General features: G+C 55.8%; 16 protein-coding genes. 7 read left to right on the plus strand and 9 right to left on the minus strand.

Annotated features, from left to right (window positions below; genetic code table 11):
- Positions 1 to 46 precede the first annotated feature (46 nt).
- Positions 47 to 547: a DUF1993 domain-containing protein gene (locus ACTG2U_RS13650; protein WP_439974608.1), complete on the minus strand. Its 501-nt coding sequence runs from the start codon at positions 545 to 547 to the stop codon at positions 47 to 49.
- Positions 548 to 858: 311 nt separating this feature from the next.
- Between ACTG2U_RS13650 and ydfZ the strand changes: the two genes are divergently transcribed.
- Entirely contained in the window at positions 859 to 1,056 is a 198-nt protein-coding gene (gene ydfZ / locus ACTG2U_RS13655) for a putative selenium delivery protein YdfZ (protein WP_005342516.1), read from the plus strand.
- Between the two features lie 203 nt (positions 1,057 to 1,259).
- Positions 1,260 to 1,697, plus strand: a complete 438-nt coding sequence (locus ACTG2U_RS13660; protein WP_439974609.1) for a DUF2846 domain-containing protein — start codon at positions 1,260 to 1,262, stop codon at positions 1,695 to 1,697.
- An 86-nt stretch (positions 1,698 to 1,783) separates the two neighbouring features.
- Here the strand turns inward: ACTG2U_RS13660 and ACTG2U_RS13665 are convergent, their stop codons facing one another.
- The 4 genes from ACTG2U_RS13665 to ACTG2U_RS13680 form a co-directional block, all read right to left on the minus strand.
- Positions 1,784 to 4,240, minus strand: a complete 2,457-nt coding sequence (locus ACTG2U_RS13665) for a hypothetical protein (protein ID WP_439974610.1) — start codon at positions 4,238 to 4,240, stop codon at positions 1,784 to 1,786.
- 147 nt (positions 4,241 to 4,387) lie between these two features.
- Complete coding sequence (gene uvrD, locus ACTG2U_RS13670) at positions 4,388 to 6,559, minus strand: DNA helicase II (protein ID WP_439974611.1); 2,172 nt, start codon at positions 6,557 to 6,559, stop codon at positions 4,388 to 4,390.
- Between the two features lie 69 nt (positions 6,560 to 6,628).
- Positions 6,629 to 7,051 carry a hypothetical protein gene (locus tag ACTG2U_RS13675; RefSeq protein ID WP_236341995.1) on the minus strand — a complete coding sequence of 141 codons (423 nt, stop codon included), beginning with the start codon at positions 7,049 to 7,051 and terminating at the stop codon, positions 6,629 to 6,631.
- Between the two features lie 38 nt (positions 7,052 to 7,089).
- Positions 7,090 to 9,084: a hypothetical protein gene (locus ACTG2U_RS13680; RefSeq protein ID WP_106844241.1), complete on the minus strand. Its 1,995-nt coding sequence runs from the start codon at positions 9,082 to 9,084 to the stop codon at positions 7,090 to 7,092.
- 643 nt (positions 9,085 to 9,727) lie between these two features.
- Here ACTG2U_RS13680 and ACTG2U_RS13685 point away from each other — a divergent pair.
- The 4 genes from ACTG2U_RS13685 (at position 9,728) to ACTG2U_RS13700 (ending at position 14,481) form a co-directional block, all read left to right on the plus strand.
- On the plus strand, positions 9,728 to 10,726 hold the full coding sequence (locus ACTG2U_RS13685; protein WP_005340803.1) for a BMP family lipoprotein: 999 nt from the start codon (positions 9,728 to 9,730) through the stop codon (positions 10,724 to 10,726).
- Positions 10,727 to 10,811: 85 nt separating this feature from the next.
- The gene (locus ACTG2U_RS13690) at positions 10,812 to 12,395 is read left to right on the plus strand and encodes an ABC transporter ATP-binding protein (RefSeq protein ID WP_139746971.1); all 1,584 of its coding nucleotides are present in this window, start codon (positions 10,812 to 10,814) and stop codon (positions 12,393 to 12,395) included.
- Positions 12,395 to 13,513 carry an ABC transporter permease gene (locus ACTG2U_RS13695; RefSeq protein ID WP_005357011.1) on the plus strand — a complete coding sequence of 373 codons (1,119 nt, stop codon included), beginning with the start codon at positions 12,395 to 12,397 and terminating at the stop codon, positions 13,511 to 13,513. Before ACTG2U_RS13690 ends, ACTG2U_RS13695 begins: the two co-directional genes overlap by 1 nt.
- A 2-nt stretch (positions 13,514 to 13,515) precedes the next feature.
- Positions 13,516 to 14,481 carry an ABC transporter permease gene (locus ACTG2U_RS13700; RefSeq protein WP_005340795.1) on the plus strand — a complete coding sequence of 322 codons (966 nt, stop codon included), beginning with the start codon at positions 13,516 to 13,518 and terminating at the stop codon, positions 14,479 to 14,481.
- 266 nt (positions 14,482 to 14,747) lie between these two features.
- Here the strand turns inward: ACTG2U_RS13700 and ACTG2U_RS13705 are convergent, their stop codons facing one another.
- Complete coding sequence (locus tag ACTG2U_RS13705) at positions 14,748 to 16,739, minus strand: bifunctional 2',3'-cyclic-nucleotide 2'-phosphodiesterase/3'-nucleotidase (protein WP_439974612.1); 1,992 nt, start codon at positions 16,737 to 16,739, stop codon at positions 14,748 to 14,750.
- Positions 16,740 to 17,087: 348 nt separating this feature from the next.
- On the opposite strand from ACTG2U_RS13705, the gene ACTG2U_RS13710 reads away from it, so the two are divergent.
- Complete coding sequence (locus ACTG2U_RS13710) at positions 17,088 to 18,029, plus strand: hypothetical protein (protein WP_439974613.1); 942 nt, start codon at positions 17,088 to 17,090, stop codon at positions 18,027 to 18,029.
- 81 nt (positions 18,030 to 18,110) lie between these two features.
- Here the strand turns inward: ACTG2U_RS13710 and mgtE are convergent, their stop codons facing one another.
- The 3 genes from mgtE to nirC form a co-directional block, all read right to left on the minus strand.
- A complete protein-coding gene (gene mgtE / locus ACTG2U_RS13715; RefSeq protein ID WP_439974614.1) occupies positions 18,111 to 19,535 on the minus strand; it encodes a magnesium transporter in 1,425 nt (474 codons plus the stop codon).
- A 146-nt stretch (positions 19,536 to 19,681) separates the two neighbouring features.
- The gene (gene cysG / locus ACTG2U_RS13720; RefSeq protein ID WP_439974615.1) at positions 19,682 to 21,082 is read right to left on the minus strand and encodes a siroheme synthase CysG; all 1,401 of its coding nucleotides are present in this window, start codon (positions 21,080 to 21,082) and stop codon (positions 19,682 to 19,684) included.
- A gap of 12 nt (positions 21,083 to 21,094) precedes the next feature.
- Positions 21,095 to 21,907 carry a nitrite transporter NirC gene (gene nirC, locus ACTG2U_RS13725; RefSeq protein ID WP_439974616.1) on the minus strand — a complete coding sequence of 271 codons (813 nt, stop codon included), beginning with the start codon at positions 21,905 to 21,907 and terminating at the stop codon, positions 21,095 to 21,097.
- Positions 21,908 to 21,912 lie beyond the last annotated feature (5 nt).

Here is a 21,912-nt window from a genome sequence, read left to right on the forward strand (position 1 = left end):
ATGGCAGGCTTTTGCTCTCTGTTTGCCGCCTGTGGCGGCGCGGCGCTTATTGCAGGTTGAGCCCGCCCAGATAGTCGCGCTTGCCGAGATCGACCCCGGCGCGGCGCAGCAGGGCGTAGGCCATGGTGAGGTGGAAGTAGAAGTTGGGAATGCCGTACTCATGGACGCAGGTATGGCCATCCATCCCCTTGCCGCCCGCCCAGTGGGGCACGTAACGGCCGCTGGCGTACTGGCTGTAGTCCGCGTCCAGCTTGCCTTGCAGATAGCTGATGGTCTTGCCGATATGGGCGCGCAGATCCGCCATGGTTTTGGGGTCATCGCCCATGGCCGGCTGCTCGCTGTGGCTGGCGGTGGCCACCACGGCGCGGGCCGAATCGCAGCAGATCAGCACCTGCTTGGACAGCGGCAGCATATCGACGATCAGCCGATCGCCGAAGAAGTTCTCCACGTTGAACTGCTTCGCCGCGGCGTGGGCCTCGGCCTTGGCCAGACAGTGATCCAGATTGGTCAGCATCTTGATGAACTGGGCGGTGATATCGCGATTCATGAGCACTCTCCATCTTGTTGAAACAGCGGTCCGCGTGCGCGGCCACGGTGAATGAGACTGGCTAATCGGCCACCAATATACCCCAACCGCTGCCGGGTTCGAGCCCGCCATGACGAAAAGGGCAGGGCTGCGCTACTTCGCGCGACAACCGCTGGCCAAGGAGCCATGCTCGCTTTTTGAACCTGCGAGTCCCTTATCGCCCCTTTTTTGATCTGTGACATAAATCACCTTTTTTCAGGGGCGTAGGCTGAATGCCGTTGTCCTGGACACGCGCCTGCGCATTCGCCAGGACACAAGAAAAGGAGAATGAGATGAAGATCTATGACCGTAACCGCAATGTGCTGAACCTGGGTCAGCGCGTGATGATTGCCGCCACTGGCGCAGTCGATTTTCTGAAAGAGGCCCACACCGACAATATGACCCCCTATCAGGCGGAGCATGAGAAGTGCGTGCTGCTGGCAAACTCCGGTGAGCGCTACGCCCCCATCGAGTTGATTAGACTAGGCTGATCCCTTTCCCTGTCACCCTACTCTTTACAATTCACCCGACCGCCGCGCCCCATCTGGCGGCCGGGTTTCTGAGTTCCCCCCTTCATCCCACCAAATGCCGAAAAATTGAACCGGGTCACACCCCGACCGATTTGAGCGATTGTCAGCCAGCGCAGGCTCATGCGAACCTTTAAATCCCGTTAACCCACTAAAAAATAACGACTATGTTCAGGCAAATAGTGATGAGTGCCGCCCTGCTGTCGGCGGCGCTGCTTTCCGGTTGTGCTTCCGTACCCATGGCCGATGCCACCGCAGACGCGCAGGCCAAGCAGTTTGTGGCGCCCAAGGATGCGGCCAACCTCTATATCTATCGCAACGAGACCTTCGGGGCGGCCGTCAAAATGCCGCTGCTGGTGGATGGTGTGGCGGTCGGCGATACCGTGGCCCACACCTACATCCTCAAGCAGGTGACACCGGGCAGCCACACCATCACCTCCAAGTCGGAGAACGATGCCACCCTGACTCTCAGCACCGAGGCGGGTAAAAACTACTACGTCTGGCAGGAGGTCAAGATGGGCCTGCTGATGGCCCGCTCCAAGCTGAGCCAGGTCAGTGAAGAGGAGGGCAAGCAAGGGGTAATGGAGAGCAAACTGGTTAAGTGATCCGATACATTTATCTAACGAACGAGGCGTAGCTTTATCAGCTGCGCCTCTGTCAGAAAGCAGTACGTCCCAGATATCCTAACCACTTAGGTATCTAATAAATAACATTCACTATTATTCTTGATTATTAAACTGTAGTAAATGTTCATTTTTAAAGTTATATCCTCATCGTTCATGTCATCAAATAAAATAAATAATGGGGACTTGTCAACACAGTTCAAAGATAAATTAATCTCTATGGTCTTAGGGTCTACAACCAATACCTCATCGCTGTCGCAAGTCAGACCAAAGCAGCCTTCAAAAACCTTGTGTTCCCACCTTTTATTTGAGGGTGAAAATGAAAAACCATTGCTTTCCAAAAAAACTTTAGGTGCAAATAAAAGCATCCCTGAAAAATCAGCAGTCTTTTTATTGCCTATACTGCGGGCGGTGTGTAATAAATGTCTATATATCACAACAATAAAATATTTATAGGCGCTCTCACCATATAGATTAAGACCATGTATAGTCACTTGGTCGTTTATTAACGCCTCTCTTTTCAGAGTTTTCCTAAGAACTTCTACATCTATATCTTGTATTGTCTTTGTTTTTTTTAATGAAAATAGCGTCAATATTGATGAGTTTTTTTCAAACAACGAGCGCCACCCATCGATAAAATCCGACTTGAATTTTTCAATGGTTTTATTGTTTAAAGGTGTTGTTAATAATTGATTCTTATGCTCATGCTGAATCAAGATCAATATCTCATCAAACTTATTCTTTATGGCCATTTTTTGATTGATATCAAAAAAGTCAACAGTATCGATCTGCTTACTCATGCCAAGTAATATACGGTATGCTTTGTTTCTATCAGAAAACATATGCTTTGATGGGAGAACTTCATTTATATCGTTGATGGAGTCTCTGCCACTATAAGTTTTCATAAGTAATAGTGAGGCCCTGTAGACATAAATTTCTAAGTCATGCCTCTCATAAAACCAATTATCTCCACAAATTCTATGATATTGATTTGAGATGAAATTTATTAATTGCTCTGTATTTTCTGGGAAAAAACTGTTCCCAAGGTAGTGAGCTTGAGCATCCTCAGGTTGCCTCCAGTTGAGGCATTTTTCAATTTCCTCATTGCGATTAAAGAGGCATAGCATTGCTAATATTTTTAATGAATAAAACTCAGCGTCATATAAAAATGCTTTTTTATATAGGTCTTCAAAATTGATATTTATAATTATATCGTTATATTGCTCTGCACTAAGAGGAATTGATACACCAAACTGACCATATTTAATGATGGCTTTTCCATTTACAAGCTCATTCAGTTTTTCATCAATATTTCCGCCATCACTCAAAGTGAATTTAGAGTTATAAAAATCAATGAAAAAATTTCGAGCCCAGTAATACTCGGGATTATAGAATGGAGCGTAAGTACAATACCAATAATCATCACCGTGAAAACTTGGCAAATGTTCAGTGATATTTTTATATGCAGATAAAATCTTATCAGGGCTATCTTTGACCAATAACTCCCATATAGAATTCAAACACTGAAATGCAGATAAACCACCACCCCCACTAAATCTAATGTCAGATTTTAAAATGATATTACTAACAGCAGAAAACCACTCACACTCTATAAATAAACTTGATATTTCATTTTTTTTATGAAGTTGCCATCTAGCCATCTCATAGACATCTTTAAATAAATGAATTTTCTCTTGGCTGTCATATGAGCTTTCAGACACGATAGAATGATACTGTGGATTATGAATTATGTTACCAAGAATACTAAAAAGATATCTTTGAGTTTTAAAGGACAACTCTGCATTATAACTTTCACCTGTATTCTTAATTATAAGAAGCAGTGACTCCCAATATAGCTTCAAGAATCTAATGTCTACATCACTAAGTTTAGATGGTAAATCATTGTTTCTACCAAAGTACACTTTAATAAAATCAAAATGCATGGTTGATATGATGTTTTTGTATGAATCACCCCATGCATTTGTCTTTACCTTTGCGATTAAAACCTCTAAGCCAGCGCTAACTATTGCATAGTCTTTATAATTATACCTAGATGGCCCCTTCTTTTTAATTAAGTTTTTTGGAATAACCCTTTTAATAAGGGAAGGTTTTTCTTGTATTTTTAATAATAGAGGAATGTGTTGCGCTGTGGTTTTTAACACTCCTCTATATAGGTTGTGGTAAAAAAAAGCTGACAATATAAGAATCAAGGTGAATAAAAAAGAAGATATATATGCAAGATATTTGCACAGAGCAATATCACCAACATCATTATTATTGCTTATGACTTTTAGCAAAAGACTTGACAATATATATAATACGGAAATTATCATTATTATGGTTGGCGATGCGTATTTACTAGAAGAATAATATCTTATTAAGGTTGCATTATCATACTTTTCTGATGCTTGTCCTGCGAATTGAAGTGATAAGGGGATTCCAATAGCAACAAAACCAGCCATCAATGTATATGTGTCACTTACAATGTTAATATAGTTGGCTAAAATATCACTTAGTATTCCCATTAACTTTATCCAGAATCACAATGAAATGAGTTTCATTCTACTCTGTACGTAATGTTTCGTGAAGACATAAGCGATATGCTTCTGAGGCCATAGGATATTTAAATAAAAGGAGCTGACTGCTCCTTTTATTCTCATCAAATATAGCGCTTACAATGCCTCCAATCTCGCATACGCCGTCACCAGCCACTTGGCGCCGACCTCGTCGAACTGGATCTGCACCCGGCTCTGCTGGCCGACCCCTTCGAAGTTGAGTACCACCCCTTCGCCGAATTTTGGATGGAGCACCCGCTGGCCGAGCTTGATGCCGCTGGCGTCGAAGCTCTGCTGCACCTCGTTCTGGCTAAAGCGGCCGTACTGGGTGGGGCGACTGACCTGGGTGCGCAGCCGGATCTCTTCCAGACATTCGGCGGGCATCTCGCGGATAAAGCGGCTCGGCTTGTGGAACATCTCGCGGCCGTAGATGCGGCGGCTCTCGGCATAACAGATGTAGAGCTTCTCCATGGCGCGGGTCATGCCGACGTAACACAGGCGCCTTTCTTCTTCCAGCCGGCCCGACTCCTCGGTGGATTGCTGGCTGGGGAACATCCCTTCCTCAACGCCGACCAGCAGCACCAGCGGGAACTCCAAGCCCTTGGCGCTGTGCAATGTCATCAGCTGCACCGCGTCGGCATATTCGTCGGCCTGATTCTCGCCGGACTCCAGCGCCGCGTGGGCGAGGAAGGCGGAGAGATCGCTCATATCCTCCAGCTCGTCCGGACGCTGGTACTGGCGGCAGGCGGTGACCAGTTCGTCCAGGTTCTCTACCCGCGCCTGGGATTTCTCGCCTTTTTCCGCCAGATACATCGCCTTGAGGCCGGAGTTCTGGATGGCGATATCCGCCTGCTGGTGCAGCGGCAGCAGGGAGACCTGCTCCTCCAGCGCGTCGATCAGCTCGACAAAGCCGCGCACCGCGTTGCCGGCACGACCGGTCAGCACCTTGTCGTTGAGCAGCCCCTTGGCCGATTGCCACAGGTTGAGCCCCTGATCGCGGGCGTTGCCGCGCAGGATCTCGAGGGTGCGATCGCCGATGCCGCGGGTCGGGGTGTTGACCACCCGCTCGAAGCTGGCGTCGTCGCCACGGTTGTTGATAAGCCGCAGGTAGGCCATGGCGTCCTTGATCTCTTGCCGCTCGAAGAAGCGCAGGCCGCCGTAAATGCGATAGGGCATGGCGTCCTGCATCAGCGCCTCTTCCAGCACCCGCGACTGGGCGTTGGAGCGATAGAGGATGGCGCAGTCGGCCAGGAGGCCGCCCTTTTCCTTCCAATCCTTGAGGCGGCCGACAACGAAACGCGCTTCGTCCACCTCGTTGAAGGCGGCGTAGAGGGAAATGGGCTCGCCCTCGGCCCCTTCGGTCCACAGCTCCTTGCCAAGGCGCTCGGCGTTGTTGGCGATGACGCTGTTGGCCGCTTTGAGGATATTGGCGGTGGAGCGGTAGTTCTGCTCGAGGCGGATGGTCTCGGCCCCCTGATAGTCGGTCAGGAAGCGCTGGATGTTCTCGATCTTGGCGCCGCGCCAGCCGTAGATGGACTGGTCATCGTCGCCGACGATCATCACCTTGCCGCTGTTACCCGCCAGCATCCGCAGCCAGGCGTACTGGATGCCGTTGGTATCCTGAAATTCGTCCACCAAAATGTTCTGGAAGCGGTCGCGGTAGTGTTCGAGGATGTGCGGTTTGTTGAGCCACAGTTCGTGGGCGCGCAGCAGCAGCTCGGCAAAGTCCACCAGACCGGAGCGATCGCAGGTCTCCTGATAGGTCTTGTAGATCTGCTGATAGGTGCGGGTGACGGGGTCGCCATAGAGGTCGATGTCGCCGGGGCGTAAGCCCTCATCCTTCTTGCCGTTGATGTAGCCCATCACGGCGCGGGGGGCCCAGTGCTTCTCGTCGAGGTTGAGCGCCTTGAGCACCCGGCGGATCAGCCGGTACTGGTCGTCGGAGTCGAGGATCTGGAAATCCTGCGGCAAGCCTGCATCCAGATGGTGGGCCCGCAGCAATCGGTGGGCGATACCGTGAAAGGTGCCGATCCACATGCCGCGCACGCCGTCGCCAATCACCTTCTCGACCCGGCCGCGCATCTCGGCCGCCGCCTTGTTGGTAAAGGTGACCGCGATGATGGAGAAGGGTGAACAGCGTTCCACCTGCATCAGCCAGGCGATACGGTGCACCAGTACCCGGGTCTTGCCCGAACCGGCACCGGCCAGCACCAGCAGGTTGCTGCGGGGCGCCGCAACGGCATCTCTTTGCTTGTCGTTGAGCCCGTCGAGCAGGGTTGAAACGTCCATCACCACTCCTGTTTATTTATACAGGCGGGGATTATACGGCCATGTGAATGGAATGGCTAACCTGTTGCGTTAGCGAAGAGAGAGTTGATAGCTGCGTTTGTGTGCAAACGCGTGGCCATTGGTATCAAACAGCATGGTTCGTCCGGCTTGCAATTGAAGGTCGCTTGGGCGAATGCGGACTTCATGGCTGGAGAAACAGTTCGACTGGTTACAACCATAGGCATTGAATAACACAATGTTACCGCGACTATAGGTGCCATGTGTGAATCTAATATTGGTTGATAAGGTTTCAAATGTTCCTTGGCCAAGAGCAACGCTCTGACTCTGCAAACGGCTAATTGACATCAGACTTAGCCAATTGGCGGATTTGATCGCAGAAAAGTCTTCTTTGTATTTCTTGACAGTAATGCGGTATTTGAATTTTCCATCAGCATCAAAATAAGACTGCCGCAAATCTGAATATTGCGAAATAACCCCGATGGCGTTAGCCATCGGGGTGAACAGGCATATAAATATAATGCCTTTAATCATTATTCAGAAAGGCTGTTGGAGAGCAGCCAATCACAAGGTTTCTCTTGCCACTCTTGGCCGGCTGCAGGTAGACGAGCTTTACAAGAGACGAATACCTTGCCAAAATTCCCACCCTGTTTTGCTCGGATATCTGCAAACCAGCGCATTGGGAAGCCTTGGGCATAATGAGGTGTGTAGTCTGGATAGCCAGTCTCAGGGTTTATTTCCTGGCTTACCCGAAGGAAATAAAATGGATAATATGAGTGATGGGTATCAAATTGTTGATAAATGTATTTAACCTCAGATTCAGTCAGGTGACACATGGCGGTGTCTAGGGCTTTGGATAGATTAACGTCATATTCGCCAATCGTCTCCCCTCTGTATTTGCAATATTCCGTCACACCAATGTCTATTGCATCGCGGTCGATACCGGATGAGAAGTAGCTGTTCAGGTTGACGGTGTACTTGGTCTCGACATGTTGGCCCAGCCACTCACCTTCATCATCGATCAACACATAGTCGTTGAGTTCAACTGTGCTCTTGTCGCCAGTAAGGTGTTTTTGCAGGTCTTTCAGCATCTCCCGGTTCAAATCAGAGTCTGACTCTGGCAACGATGTGGCGAGCGTCAGCTGGATGGCTTGTTGCAGCTGCGTTTTGGCTTTTGCCAGTAGGGTTCCATAGTTCGAATTGAACTTGAAGAAGTTGTTGTCTTTTAGCAGTTCGGCGGGGCGAATATTGATATTCAGATATTCTGCGTCAACAGTCTCGGTGCCAAAAGTAACTGTACGCTCAGACTGACCTGGATTACCAGGTATCCAGTTGTATTTGGTACTGAATTTGTCAAAGGTGACATTTTCTTGAGCAACTTTAAACTGGCTGGCAGAGCCATATTGATATGCAGAGATCACATTCATTGCCGATGACATAGCCAGGGCCGTTGCGCGTAACTCTTGCACTTGGGCAAAATTCAGGGTCAGCTTGTCATCATCACCATATTTTGCGAGATAATCAGGCTTGACAATATTTGCCAAGATATTACTGATACTTTCCAGCTCTAGAGCATACTTACCCATTAGACGAGAGATATCATCGGTCTGGGTGGGCTGCTCCTTGATAGCAAAAGTGATCATATCGGATGGATTGACGATGATATCCAGAATTTTAGCCAGTGAGGTCTGGTATCCCTGGCCAAGAGCCGAAGGGGGCTGGATATCAAAGCGGTTGCTGACGATGGGGTCATTGGTGATTTCCATCAAGGTAATGACAGATTTGACCACCTCGCGATCGGCTTTGCCCTGATCGCCGGTTTCTGCGTTCAAGATATCCTTGTATTCACGCAGTTTGTTTTCAAAGTTGGTTTTTTGCCAATCTTGGCTTTCTTCGAGCAGGCTTCGCAGAACTTTATCTACAGCAACTGATTGACCATTAATCACTGCCAGCGAGGCATTCATATGTGCTGCGGCAGCTGTTGTATCAACAACTTTTTTGTCGAGCTGTGCCTGTTTCAGGGCTTCATTCAGGCTGGTGTTAAACTCATCATCGTTGCCAAAACGAAGAGTGTTGCCTAGCTTGACCACATCCTCTGTTTTCAGAGTAATCCCGTTACTTGCATCACCGTCAGCATCCATAGTTTGCAGCAGTGCAGCGATACGAATGGCGCGATCTTTGTCACCTTTCTCGGCGATGGTGTATGGGGTTACCAGGGTCTGGCCCTTTTTAACCTGAGTTTCCCCAAGCGGGATTGAGCCCAGTTTGAAGGTGCAGGTGTCACCGTCATTAAAGAGGAACTGACCTTGCGAGTTCGTGACGTCCGAGTAATTGCCGCAGGTGTAGTTCAAACCGGCTACCGCACTATCAATAAAGGTGGCAGTCAACGCTGGTTTGGTGGCGTTTCCACCATTGCCACTGTTATTGCCATTATCTGTGCTGGCACTGTCGCCACCACCGCCACAACCTGCCAGCGCCAAGCTGGATAACGCCGTCACAACCGATAAAGCCAGAATATTTTTTTTCATTTTTATTTTCCTGAAACAACGATGCATATGTCACCGGCACCTGGCTGAGGAAGTCAGAATGGGTGGCATGAATTGATGCAAAAGAAGCCCAATTGATGTTTTTGTTAGTTTCATTTGAGATCTATGCGGCGGGCATCATACAGGGGCTCATATGGTTTTCAACTTGATCTGGATCTCGAGTTCATATGAATTGTGAGCTTGCTCAACAAAGTGGAAGCGGGGGCTGATTGTTGGTTAGGGAATGTTGACCGGAGAGTATTAGAGATAGGGTCTGTGAGCTTTGGTCGTTTCCAGCTGTAGCCAATCCTTGCTCACGCGGTTTGTGGGGATTTTGCGAGCCGGATCACGGGCTTGCCGGGGGGCTGGATGAATAACAGGGGAAAACGGTTTACAGTAACTTGCTGAACAATAAGAGAAATGTCGTTTGGGTCTTTTGGTTGTCAGCATAAAAAACTGAAAAGTAGCTAAAAAACAACTGCTTATAAGGTTATTTGCTTAGAATTCAAACCGTTAACGCAAACGTTTTTCCCTTATCATTTGCTTGACCCGCATCGGGGCTGACTTAGAGTAAGCCTGCGTGCTAGATAGCCTGCTCTGACAGGCAAGCAAGTTCCCTCACTTAATAACAATCAAGGATACGATCGTGACTAAAGTGCTCAAGCTGGCCACTGTGGCCTCCCTCACTCTCGCTGCTCTCTCTGCTCAGGCTGCTTCCGAGCCAGCCGTCATTTATGACACCGCGGGCAAGTATGACAAATCATTCAACGAAGCCGTGTTCCGTAACGGCGTCGAGCTCTACAACAAGGACAAGGGCGTCAAGGTCAAAGAGTTTGAACCCCAGAACGAAGCCCAGCGCGAGCAGGGTCTGCGTCGTCTGGCCAGCCGTGGCAACGGTCCGATCGTTGCCGTCGGCTTCAACATGGGTTCCGCGGTAGAGAAAGTAGCGACCGAGTTCCCGAAAACCCAGTTCACCATCATCGACATGGTGGTCGACAAGCCGAACGTCCAGTCCGTCATCTTCAAGGAGCATGAAGGTTCCTTCCTGGTTGGCGCCCTGGCAGCCATCGCTTCCAAGAGCGGCAAGGTCGGCTTCGTGGGCGGCATGGATATCCCGCTGATCCGCAAATTCCAGTGCGGTTACGAGCAGGGTGCCAAGTTCGTCAATCCGAAGATCGAAGTGTTCCAGAACATGGCGGGCTCTACCCCGGCCGCGTTTGCTGACCCGGCCAAAGGTGCCGAGCTTGCCAAGTCCCAGTTCGCCAAGGGCGCTGACGTGGTTTACGCCGCAGCTGGCGGTACCGGTATCGGTGTCTATCAGGCAGCCAAGGACAGCGGCAAGTTCGCCATCGGTGTGGACTCCAACCAGAACCACCTGCAACCGGGCACCATGCTGACCTCCATGGTCAAGTCTGTGGGTCTGGCCGCTTACCAGACCTGGGATGACGCTGCCAAAGGCGAGTGGAAGCCGGGTATCAAGAACCTGGGTCTGGCCGAAGGCGGTGTGGATTGGGCGCTCGACAAGGACAACGAGAAGCTGATCACCCCGGAAATGAAAGCCAAGGTGGATGCCATCAAGGCTGAAATCATCGCTGGCAAGGTCAAGGTTCATGACTACATGAGCGATAACACCTGCAAATACTAATTAGATAGTTGCTACGACTCTCAACGCACCACCGGCCCGCACGGGCCGGTTTTTAGTCTTATTTCATGAAACGCAGGGCTGCATCATGGACCAGACAGATCGCTATGCCATCGAATTAAGAGGTATCGATAAGCGGTTCGGCGAAGTGTACGCCAACAAGCTGATCGACCTTAAGGTTCGCAAAGGCAGTATCCACGGCATTGTCGGCGAAAATGGCGCCGGTAAGTCCACCCTGATGAGCATCATTTATGGTTTCTACCATGCCGACAAAGGCGAGATGCTGATCGACGGGAATCCTTTCAAACCCCATGGCTCACAAGATGCGATTGCCGCAGGGGTGGGCATGGTTCACCAGCACTTCATGCTGGTCAATAACTTCACTGTATTGGAAAACGTCATCCTCGGCGCTGAGAACGGCTGGCACCTTCAGCAGAGCGTGGCGTCAGCCGAAAAGCTGCTGGGCGAACTGGCGCGGGATTATGGCCTCGACGTGCCGCTGCACGAGAAGGTCGAAGATCTGCCGGTGGGTTTGCAACAGCGGGTCGAAATTCTCAAGGCGCTCTATCGCGGCGCCCGCATCCTGATCCTCGACGAGCCGACCGGGGTACTGACCCCGCAAGAGGCGGATCACCTGTTCGAGGTGCTGAAAAAGCTGCGGGATCAGGGGGCGACCATCATCCTCATCACCCACAAGCTGCGGGAGATCCTGGCCATTACCGATCAGGTCTCCATCATGCGCCGTGGCGAGATGGTGGCACACGTCGCCACCAAGGATACCGACAAGGAGCAGCTGGCCGAGCTGATGGTGGGCCGCAAGGTACGCCTCAAGGTCGACAAGGGGCCAACCCAACCCGGTGAAGCCAAGCTGAAGATCGAAGGGCTCAGCTATTTCGACGCCAGCAAGGTGGAGCGGGTCAAATCGGTCAGCTTCGAGGTGCGGGCCGGTGAAGTGGTCGGCATCGCAGGGGTCTCCGGCAACGGTCAGTCCGAACTACTCAGCCTGCTTGGCGGCATTCTCAAGCCGAGCAAGGGCGGCTTCACCATCAGCAGCCGCAGCGGCGTGCACAAGGTGAGCGCGGAGCACCCGGCCGATCCCGAGCTGGTGCGCAACTACGGCCTCGGCCATGTGCCGGAAGATCGCCACAAGATGGGGCTGATCAACCGCTTCGAGGCGAAAGAGGCCTTCATTCTCGGCTATCACCGCCGCCCGCAATACAACAAGGGGTGGCTGCAGAACAAGGAGGCGATCCAGCAGGATTGCCAGGCCAAGATGGAGAAGTGGGACGTGCGCCCGCCCCATCCCGATCACAAGACTGCCAACTTCTCCGGTGGCAACCAGCAGAAGCTGGTGATCGCCCGTGAAGTGGAGCAGGACCCGGATGTGCTGTTGATCGGCCAGCCGACCCGCGGGGTCGACATCGGCGCCATCGAGTATATCCACCAGCAGATCATCGCCATGCGCGATAAGGGCAAGGCTGTCTTGCTGGTCTCGGTGGAGCTGGACGAGATCATGAGCCTCGCAGACCGGATTCTGGTCATTGCCGATGGTCGCATCGTTGGCGAGCTGGATGGTGCCAAGGCGGATGAGCGCACCATTGGTCTGATGATGGCGAACATAGTGCCGGACGAAGTTGCTGGCGTGTCTGGCGTAGCCAAGGAGGCCCACTGATGAGCCAAGTACGTATTCCTGCCTGGGTCTCCGTAGGCGTCTTGTCTGCGGTCAACATCCTGCTGGCCTTCCTGGTGTCGGCCATTCTGTTTTACTACCTCGACATCAACCCGGTCGATGCCGCCAAGATCATGTGGTACGGCGCGTTCGGCACCGGTGAAGGGGTCGGCTTCACCCTCTACTACGCAACCGGCTTTATCTTTACCGGTCTGTCGGTGGCGGTCGCCTTCCACGCCGGTCTGTTCAATATCGGCGGTGAAGGTCAGGCCTATATCGGCGGGCTTGGTGTCGGTCTGGTATGTCTGATGCTCGGCGATGTGCTGCCGTTTGCCCTGCTGTTGCCGCTCTCCATCATTGCCGGTGGTCTGTTCGGTGCGGCCTGGGCCTTTATTCCGGCCTGGCTGCAAGCCAAGCGCGGCAGCCATATCGTGATCACCACCATCATGTTCAACTTCATCGCCGCCTCGCTGATGGCCTATCTGCTGGTGGAGGTGTTCAAGCCGCCCGGCTCGATGGCGACCGAGAGCAAGGTGTTTGCCGAAGCAAGCTGGCTGCCCAAGATGAGCGGGCTGGCGAACCTGTTCGGGATGGAGATCCCCAACAGCCCGCTCAATATCAGCTTCTTCTGGGCGCTGATCTGTGCCGCGCTGGTGTGGGTCTTTATCTGGCACACCCGCTGGGGTTACGAGATCCGCTCGGTCGGCGCCAGCCAAAGTGCTTCCGCCTACGCCGGTATCTCCTATCCCAAGGTGGTAATCCTGGCCATGGTCATCTCCGGCATGCTGTCGGGCTTCTTTGCCCTCAACGTGCTGCAGGGTGAGCTGCACCAAATCAAGCTCAACTTCGTGGAAGGGTTCGGCTTCACCGGTATCGCGGTGGCGCTGATGGGGCGCAACCATCCGGTTGGGGTCATCATCGCCAGCCTGCTGTTCGGCTTCCTCTATCAGGGGGGCGCAGAGCTCAGCTTCGAGTTCGGTGTCGACCGCAACATCGTAGTGGTGTTGCAGGGTCTGGTGATCCTGTTCTGTGGCGCCCTTGAGCACATGATGCGTCCGCGCATCGAGCAGCTCTATCTGGCGTTTGCCAACCGCTCAGCCGCGCAAGCTAAAGGAGTCTGATCATGTTTGAAATTCTGATCCTGATGCTGGATGCGACCATTCGTACCGCGCCGCCGCTCATTCTCGCCGCCATGGCGGGCATGTTCTGCGAGCGCTCCGGGGTGGTCAATATCGCGCTGGAAGGCAAACTGCTGGCAGCAGCGTTCGCCAGTGGTGCGGCGGCGGCGGTCTCCGGTTCTGCCTGGGTAGGTCTGGGTGCCGGGGTGGGTGTCTCCATCCTGTTTGCCCTGATGCACGGCTTTGCCACCATCACCCACCGCGGTGATCAGGTGGTGAGCGGCATGGCCATCAACATTCTGGCTGCCGGTCTGACCGTCACCCTGGGCCGTTACTGGTTCGATCAGGGTGGCCAGACTCCGGCGCTCTCCGGTGATGCCCGTTTCGCCCCCATCGATCTGCCCTATGCCAAGGAGCTGTGGGATGTGCCGGTGATCGGCCAGCTCTACAGCGAGCTGCTGAGTGGCCACTCCCTGCTGGAGTACGTGGCGTTCGCCTGCGTACCGCTGGCCTGGTGGGTGATGTTCCGTACCCGCTTCGGTCTGCGTCTGCGGGCGGTGGGCGAGGCACCGGCAGCGGTCGATACCGCCGGTATCTCTGTGGTGCGGATGCGCTACACCGCGCTCCTCATCGGCGGCCTGCTGGCCGGTATCGGTGGCACCTATCTGGCGGTGGCCCAGACGGCCCAGTTCATCCCCAACATGAGTGCGGGCAAGGGCTTTATGGCGCTGGCGGCGCTGGTGTTCGGCAAGTGGCGCCCCTGGAACGCCATGGCAGCCTGTCTGCTGTTCGGCTTCCTCGATGCGGTCGCCATCCGGCTGCAAGGGGTCAGCATCGGTGGCTTCGCCATTCCGGTGCAGGCCATCGAGGCACTGCCCTACATTCTGACCGTGTTCCTGCTGGCCGGTTTTATCGGCCGTGCGGTGGCGCCCAAGGCGCTTGGTACACCTTATGTGAAGGAGCGGGAGTAGCGCCCTTTATCGCGATACTCCCACCCACCCTGATAACAGCAGGCCCACTTCGGTGGGCCTGTTTTTTTATGGGCGGTATGGGGCAGATCAGCCGGGATCTGGATGGTTCGACAGAGGGAGGCGATGGCGTGAAGGGATAAATGGGCTGCGTGAGTTGCTGCGGGTAGCGGCTGGCGTACAGGCGCTGACCCCTCTGCTTGCACCATCAAAAACCCCCTCGTATCAGGAGGGGGTTGCAGAAGTTATTGCCGGATGAACCCTGAGGCTCAGGGAGCCAGCACCAGCTTGTAGACGCCAAAGCCGGGGTGTTTGGCATCGGTGGGCGGCAGGGTCTCCACATAGTTCAGCTTGCCACCGGTCAGGGCTTGCGCTTCGCTGCGTGGCGAGCTGTAGATGCGCAGATCCAGATTGGCGGGCAGGGGGGCCAACTGCCAGTTGTTGTCTGCCGGTGGCTCGAAACCGGCCGGATTCTTCTCTGCCAGATCCTTGAGGTATTCGGAGAGCACTTCGCGGGTTTCGAACTGATCTTCATGGACGATCACCTTGGCGTTGATGCCCGGGAAGTTGCCACCACCGCTGGCGCGGTAGTTGTTGGTCACCACGTAGAACATCTGGGTCGGGTCGATCGCCTTGCCCTGATAGGTGAGGTTGGTGATGCGATAGCTGTCGCTCACCTTGTTGCCATCCACATCGTAACGGGCGGGTTTGGTCACATCGACCTGATAGTTCACACCGTCGATCACGTCGAAGTTGTAGGTGCGGTACTTCTCGTTCACCAGCCACTGGGTGGCGGTGCTGGCGGCATCGATCTTGTTGAACTGGACGGCGCTCTTCTCCAGCCACTCCTGTACGGTCGCGCCATTGATGGCGACCACCTGCAGGGTGTTGGGGTAGACATAGAGGTCGGCCACGTTGCGCAGGGAGATAGCGCCAGCCGGTACATAGGTGAAGTCGGTCGGGCCGTTGCGACCGCCACGGAATGGCGCGGCGGCGGAGAGGATGGGCCATTTCTCCTTGAGCTGACCATCCTGTTGCAGTTTCTTGGCGTGCCACAGCTGAGCGTCGCTGACGATCTGGATGGAGGGGTCATCCTGCACCAGCGCGAAGAAGCTGTGGATCGGCTTGGTGATCTTGCTGAGGGGTTCGTCCAGCCACTGGTTGGCCTGCTCGTGCTCGGCAATGACCTGATCGACCACCGCCTGATCTTCGGTGCTGGTGGCGCTGCTGTCGATTTTGCGCAGCTGGGACTGGCTGGAGGCCACTTCCCAGCGACCCTCTTTCCAGGTCATGTGCAGGTCGATGATGCCGAGGTGGTTGCCCCAGACGCCCGGCATCACGGTCGGTACGCCCGCCAGAGTGCCTTTCTCGTTGTCCACGTCGGTCATGTTGGGGTAGTCACCCGGGAAGGTGCGGTGGGCATGGCCCAGCAGCAGGGCATCGACCCCCTTCACCTTGGCCAGCGGCAGGGCTGCGTTCTCCATCATGGGTTCGCGCGGGTCACCTATGATGCCGGTGTGGGCCACGACCACGACGATGTCAGCGCCCTTGGCGCGGATTTCGGGCACATAGTGCTCGGCGGTCTCGACCATATCGGCCACCACCACCTTGCCTTCCAGATTGCGCTTGTCCCACTGGGTGATCTGGGGCGGAGTCAGGCCCAGCACCCCGACCTTGATGGTCTGGGTATTGCCGTTGGCATCCTTCACCTGACGATCCAGCACCACATAGGGTTTGAACTTCTGCTTGCTCCAGTCGATGGTGCCCTTGCCATCACGGCTGAAGGCATCGGCCTGGAAGACGTTGGCGTTGATGTAGGGGTAGTTGGCCCCTTTCAGGGTCTCTGAGAGGAAGTCGAGACCGAAGTTGAATTCGTGGTTGCCCAGGTTGCCGACATCATAGCTCATGGTGTTGAGCGCCTTGATGGCGGGGTGGGTCTGCTTGCTCAGCCACTGCTGTTTGACCTGCTGGTCGTGGATATAGTCGGCCAGCGGGGTGCCCTGGATCAGGTCGCCGTTGTCGATCAGCAAGTTGTTGGCGTTCTCTTCGCGGGCCTTGCGGATCAGCACAGCGGTGCGGGCGAAGCCCAGCGAGGCATCCGGCTTGTTCTGGTAGTAGTCGTAGCTCAGCAGGTTGGAGTGGATATCAGAGGTTTCGATCAGCCGCAGGGTGAGATCACCGGGGGCCTGAGAGTTGTTGTCATCACAGCCGGACAGCAAAAAGATAACTGCCACCGCGCTCAGTTTGAGGGTGGTTTTCATTGTTGGATTCTCTTGTTATGGGTATGCCAGCGTGGTGCATTCTATCGACAGCAAAAGAATCCGATTGTGAGCAGGCTGGCAATTCGGGCTAATTACCCTCCTGTTAATAGAGTTATGACTCTGATTTTAATCTGTTTTTTCGGGTCGCTACCCTCGCTGCTTTTCCGCCGTGAGTCTCCCTGTAGTCACCGCAGTGCGGTCGGGGCAAGCTGCGCGGCCTGCCGTTCCTGCGAGGCTGTAATGGTTGGTTACAGATCTCCATTCGACTGATAGATGACCTTTCCCTTAAATTCAGCGGCGATTGATTGCATCTAAAAATTACAAAGCGACAGCAAGGAATAAAAACTCATGAAAATGCACAACAAAGCGCTGCTGGCCATCGCCTGCGCTGCGGCCCTGTCTGCCTGTGACAGCGAAAAAGCTGCCAACAGCATCGCCAAGCGGGTGCCACTGGCTCTGCCTGAGGCGGGTCTTTACCAAGCGAATCTGATGAGCCGCGACGGCGACAAGGCGACGCCGCGCATGATCAAGGATCTGGATGGTCTGGCGCTGGTCTACCCGAAGGGTGAAAACGTGCAGCACTGGGGTGTCTGGGTGGATCATCAGGTGGGCAAGGTCGAGACCAACAGCCAGTGGCTGGGTCAGGCTGACCAGAAAGCCGACAAAGACGGGATCTACCCGGTGCAGTTGATCCGCAACAGCGAACGGCTCGGCACCAGCACGGCGCTCAGTTCGGTGACCAACGACCACAACCTCATCACCTTCCAGGATCAGCCGGTCATCGATCTGCAGGGCAAGGAGATCAAGCGCTGGGTTTTTGATTTCACCCGGACCGGCACCAAGTTCTCCGACAACTCCCCCATCTATTCCGGTTTCAGCGGTCATGTGGCGGTGACTGCCCTGACCACCAAAGCGGTGACCACGGCCAGCTGGAGTGCCACGGACAGCGATGGCTTCAGCAGCGACATGGTGGGCAAGGTGGATACCACCAACAACGGCGGCAAGCTGACGGTGGCGATCGAGTTTCCGGCGGCAGGTTGTACGCTGGTGGGCGAGGGGAGTGCCACTACCGGGTTGAGCAAGCTGACCATGACCGGGTTTGGCAAGTGCAACTTCAAGCAATCCGCTTCCGCCACGCCGATCGAAAACCTCTGGAATGCCGCTCTGGCCCGGGCGATGGATAACCGCGTCGCCTATGTCGCCACCTATACCACGGATGCCAAAAAAGAGGCGCTGGTCATCGGTTTCCCCGACACCAATGGCTTGCTGATCACCGCTGACAAGCGATAAGCAGCCCAACGGCAGGGGCGGGCAAACGCGCCTGAAACAACAAGGGAGCCAGTGGCTCCCTTGTTGTTTTCAACGCACGGTTTACAGCAGGAACAGGGTCGCCAGCCCGAGGAAGATAAAGAAGCCGCCGGTGTCGGTGATGGCGGTGATCATCACGCTGGCTCCCACCGCTGGGTCGCGGCCGAGCCGGTTCATGGTCATGGGGATAATGACTCCCATCAGGGCGGCCACCAGCAGGTTGAGCATCATGGCCAGGGTCATCACCGCGCCGAGCGCCGCATCCTGATAGAGCAGATAGGTGGCAATGCCCATGGTGCCGCCCCACACCAGCCCGTTGATAAAGGCGACCCCGAGTTCCCGCAGCAGCAGGAAGGAGAGGTTGCCTGCCTGAATGTGCTGCAGCGCCAGCGCCCGCACTATCATGGTGATGGTCTGGTTGCCGGTGTTGCCGCCGATCCCGGCGACGATGGGCATCAGCGCCGCCAGTGCTACCAGCTGCGAGATGGTGTGCTCGAACAGGCCGATCACCCGCGAGGCGACAAAGGCGGTGCAGAGGTTGATGGCAAGCCAGGCCCAGCGGGTCTTGACCGCCTTGGAGACGGGCGCGAATACGTCTTCATCCTCGCTGATACCCCCCATCCGGCGCAGGTCGGTGTCACTCTCCTCATAGACCAGATCCACCACCTCTTCGACGGTGAGGCGGCCCATCAGCTTGCCCTTGCCATCCACCACGGCGGCGGAGAGCAGGTCATCCCGCTCGAAGGTGCGGGCCGCCGCTTCGTCGTTATCCTCCGGATCGAAGGTGACCGGATCCCGCTCCATCACGTCGCTCACCAGGGTGGCGGGTTTGTGCAGCAGCACTGTGGTGAGGGCCAGCTCCCCCAGCAGGTGGTTGCGCCGATCGATGACGAACAGCTTGTCGGTGTTGGCGGGGATCTTACCGCGCAGGCGCAGATAGCGCTGCACCGTGGCGAGCGTCACCTCGGGGCGGATGGTGATGATCTCGAAGTCCATCATGGCGCCGACGGTGTGCTTGCCGTAGCGGATCACCTCCCGCACCCGATCCCGCTCGGCGGGGGCCATATAGGTGAGCAGCCGCCCCATCAGGTTGCGTGGCAGGTACTGGCCCAGATAGATCTGGTCGTCGATATCCAGGGTGCGCAGGGCGTGGAGCAGCTCCTTGTCGCTCATGCCGCTGATGAGGCTGTCCCACACCGTCTCCGACGCTTCGACCAGAATCTGGCCGCGCTTCTCCTCCTCCACCAGCGCCCACAGGGCATGACGCTCATCGGGCGGCAGCGATTCCAGCGCATCGGCGACGTCGGCGGCGGGCAACCCGTTGACCAGCGCGGTGAGTTCGCTGGTCTGATCGCGTTGCTCGGCATCCTGCACCACCTGCGGATCGAGCAGGCTGTCGGTGAGGGCATCATCGCGCAGCAGCAGGGTGAGAATGCGGGATCTGTCATCCGCGCGCTGCCGGGCGCTGTTCTTGATGGGAAGAGACATGGGATGAATTCCTGAGATGGTAGCCAAGGGCTCAATGCCCATAGGATACCAGACTTAAAACAACAGGTTATGACCGTGATGGGGGAAGAGAGAGGTAAAAGTGAGGCCACCTGCTGGTGGCCTCATGGTGAGTTGCCGAGGATCCCTTAGGCGAGGGCTTGCTGAACCTGCGGTGCCTCGCCAAACCAGGCGAGCCGGTCGGCAAGGGTCACCACGGATCCCACCATGATGAGCGCCGGGCTTTCGACCCCCACCGCCAGCGCGGGTAGCTCATCGAGAGTGCCGCGAATGACCCGCTGGCAGGGCTGGGTGCCGCGCTCGATCAGCGCTACCGGCGTATTGCTTGCCTTGCCGTGGGCCAGCAACTGCTCGCGAATGGTGGCGCAGGATGAGAGCCCCATATAGAACACCAGCGTCTGCCGATCTTTGGACAGCAGCGGCCAGTCGAGATCCCGGGCGCCCCCCTTGCCGTGAGCAGTGACGAAGCGCACGCTCTGGGCGTGATCGCGGTGGGTCAGCGGAATACCGGCGTAGGCGGCGCAGCCGCTGGCCGCAGTGATCCCCGGCACCACCTGAAAGCCAATCCCAGTACCAACGAGCGTCTCCAGCTCCTCGCCGCCACGGCCGAAGATAAAGGGGTCACCCCCCTTCAGCCGCACTACCCGCTGGCCCTTTTTCGCCTCCTCCAGCAAGAGCTGGTTGATCCCCTCCTGCGGCACGCAGTGGTTGCCCGCCTGCTTGCCGACGAAGATGCGCTTGGCATCCCGGCGCACCAGCGCCATCACCTCGTCGGAGACCAGTCGGTCATAGACCACCACGTCCGCCTGCTGCATCTGGCGCAGGGCGTGCAGGGTGAGCAGACCCGGATCGCCGGGGCCTGCTCCCACCAGCACCACCTCGCCAGCGCTCTGGCTTTCGTCGGCAAACAGGCTGTCGGCCAGCTGGTTGGCAGAGGCGCTATCCCCCCGCGCCAGCGCCTGACCGAGCCGATCCGCCCCGAGCAGCCGCTCCCAGAAGCGGCGTCGCTCCCCCATGGTGGCGAAGCGGGCCTTGACCCGCTCCCGCAGGCTGCCGGCAAAGGTCGCCACGGCCCCCAGATGTTGCGGCAGCAGGGCTTCCAGTTTTTCCCGCAGCAGCCGGGCCAGCACAGGCGCCTTGCCGCCGGAGGAGATGGCCACCATCAGCGGTGAGCGGTCGATGATCGACGGCATGATGAAGCTGGAGCGTTTCGGGTCATCCACCACGTTGGCAAAGATCCGCGCCTGATTGGCGCTTTGGTAAACCAGTGCATTCACCTCGCGCCGATCGGTTGCTGCCACCACCAGCCACTTGCCCGCCAGTTGTTCCGGCACAAATTCACCGGCCAGCCACTCGATGCTGCCGTTGGCAGCCAGTTCCGCCAGCTCGGGGTCGAGCTCGGGCGCCACGACGGTGAGGCGAGCACCGGCATCCAGCAGCAGGCGCGCCTTGCGCTCCGCTACCTCGCCGCCGCCGACCAGCAGCACGGGTTTGTTGTCGAGTCGGCAAAAGATGGGCAAGTAGTCCATGGGGCCTCCGGATCAGGCGGTTCGGGTCTGGTTGGCGGTGCTGGCGGTCTCGCTCACTGCAACCGGGCGCTCTGCTTTCGGGGTGGCATACCAGTAGCCGAGGCCCATAAAGAGGACGCCGGAGACGGTGTTGCCCAGCGTCACCCACAGCAGGTTGTGGCCGATGCCGCCCAGGGTGTAGGCCTCGGAGTGGGCGCCAAACCAGGAGAGGGCGAACAGTGTCATGTTGGCGATGGAGTGCTCGTAGCCGGAGGCGATAAAGGCCAGCAAGCACCACCAGATGGCGATGAAGCGGGCGGCTCCTTCAGTGCGCAGCGCCATCCAGATGGCGAGGCAGACCAGCCAGTTACAGAGGATCCCCTTCATAAACAGGGTCAGGGCCGGTGCCTGGGTCTTGGCCAGCGCCACCTTGTGGGCCAGACTGCCTGCATCCGGTAGCAGGCTGCCGCCGTAGGAGTAGATGAGCGCCACCACGATGGAGCCAATCAGGTTGCCGACCCAGGTCTGGGGCAGGATGCGCAGCAGGTCGGCCATGGTGATCTTGCCCGCCTTCACCCCGAAGGTGAGGAACATGGTGTGGCCGGTAAACAGCTCGGAGCCGGCGATGATCACCAGCGTCAGGGCGATGCCGAAGGTGGCCCCCATCACCAGCGGCCGGATGGCGGGATCCACCAGATTGCCGAGGGTGAAGATAAGGATGATGCCGAGGCCCACATAGGCCCCCGCCATGGCGGAGCTGAGCCAGAAGCCGAGCTTGTCGCTGCGCTCGAAGCGGTTGATGCGGGCCGCGTTGGCGGCGCACTTGTTAATGGTTTCCGTGTACATCTTGT

It is taken from the genome of Aeromonas sp. 95A (genome assembly GCF_051919235.1).
GTDB classification, from domain to species: Bacteria; Pseudomonadota; Gammaproteobacteria; order Enterobacterales; family Aeromonadaceae; genus Aeromonas; species Aeromonas veronii.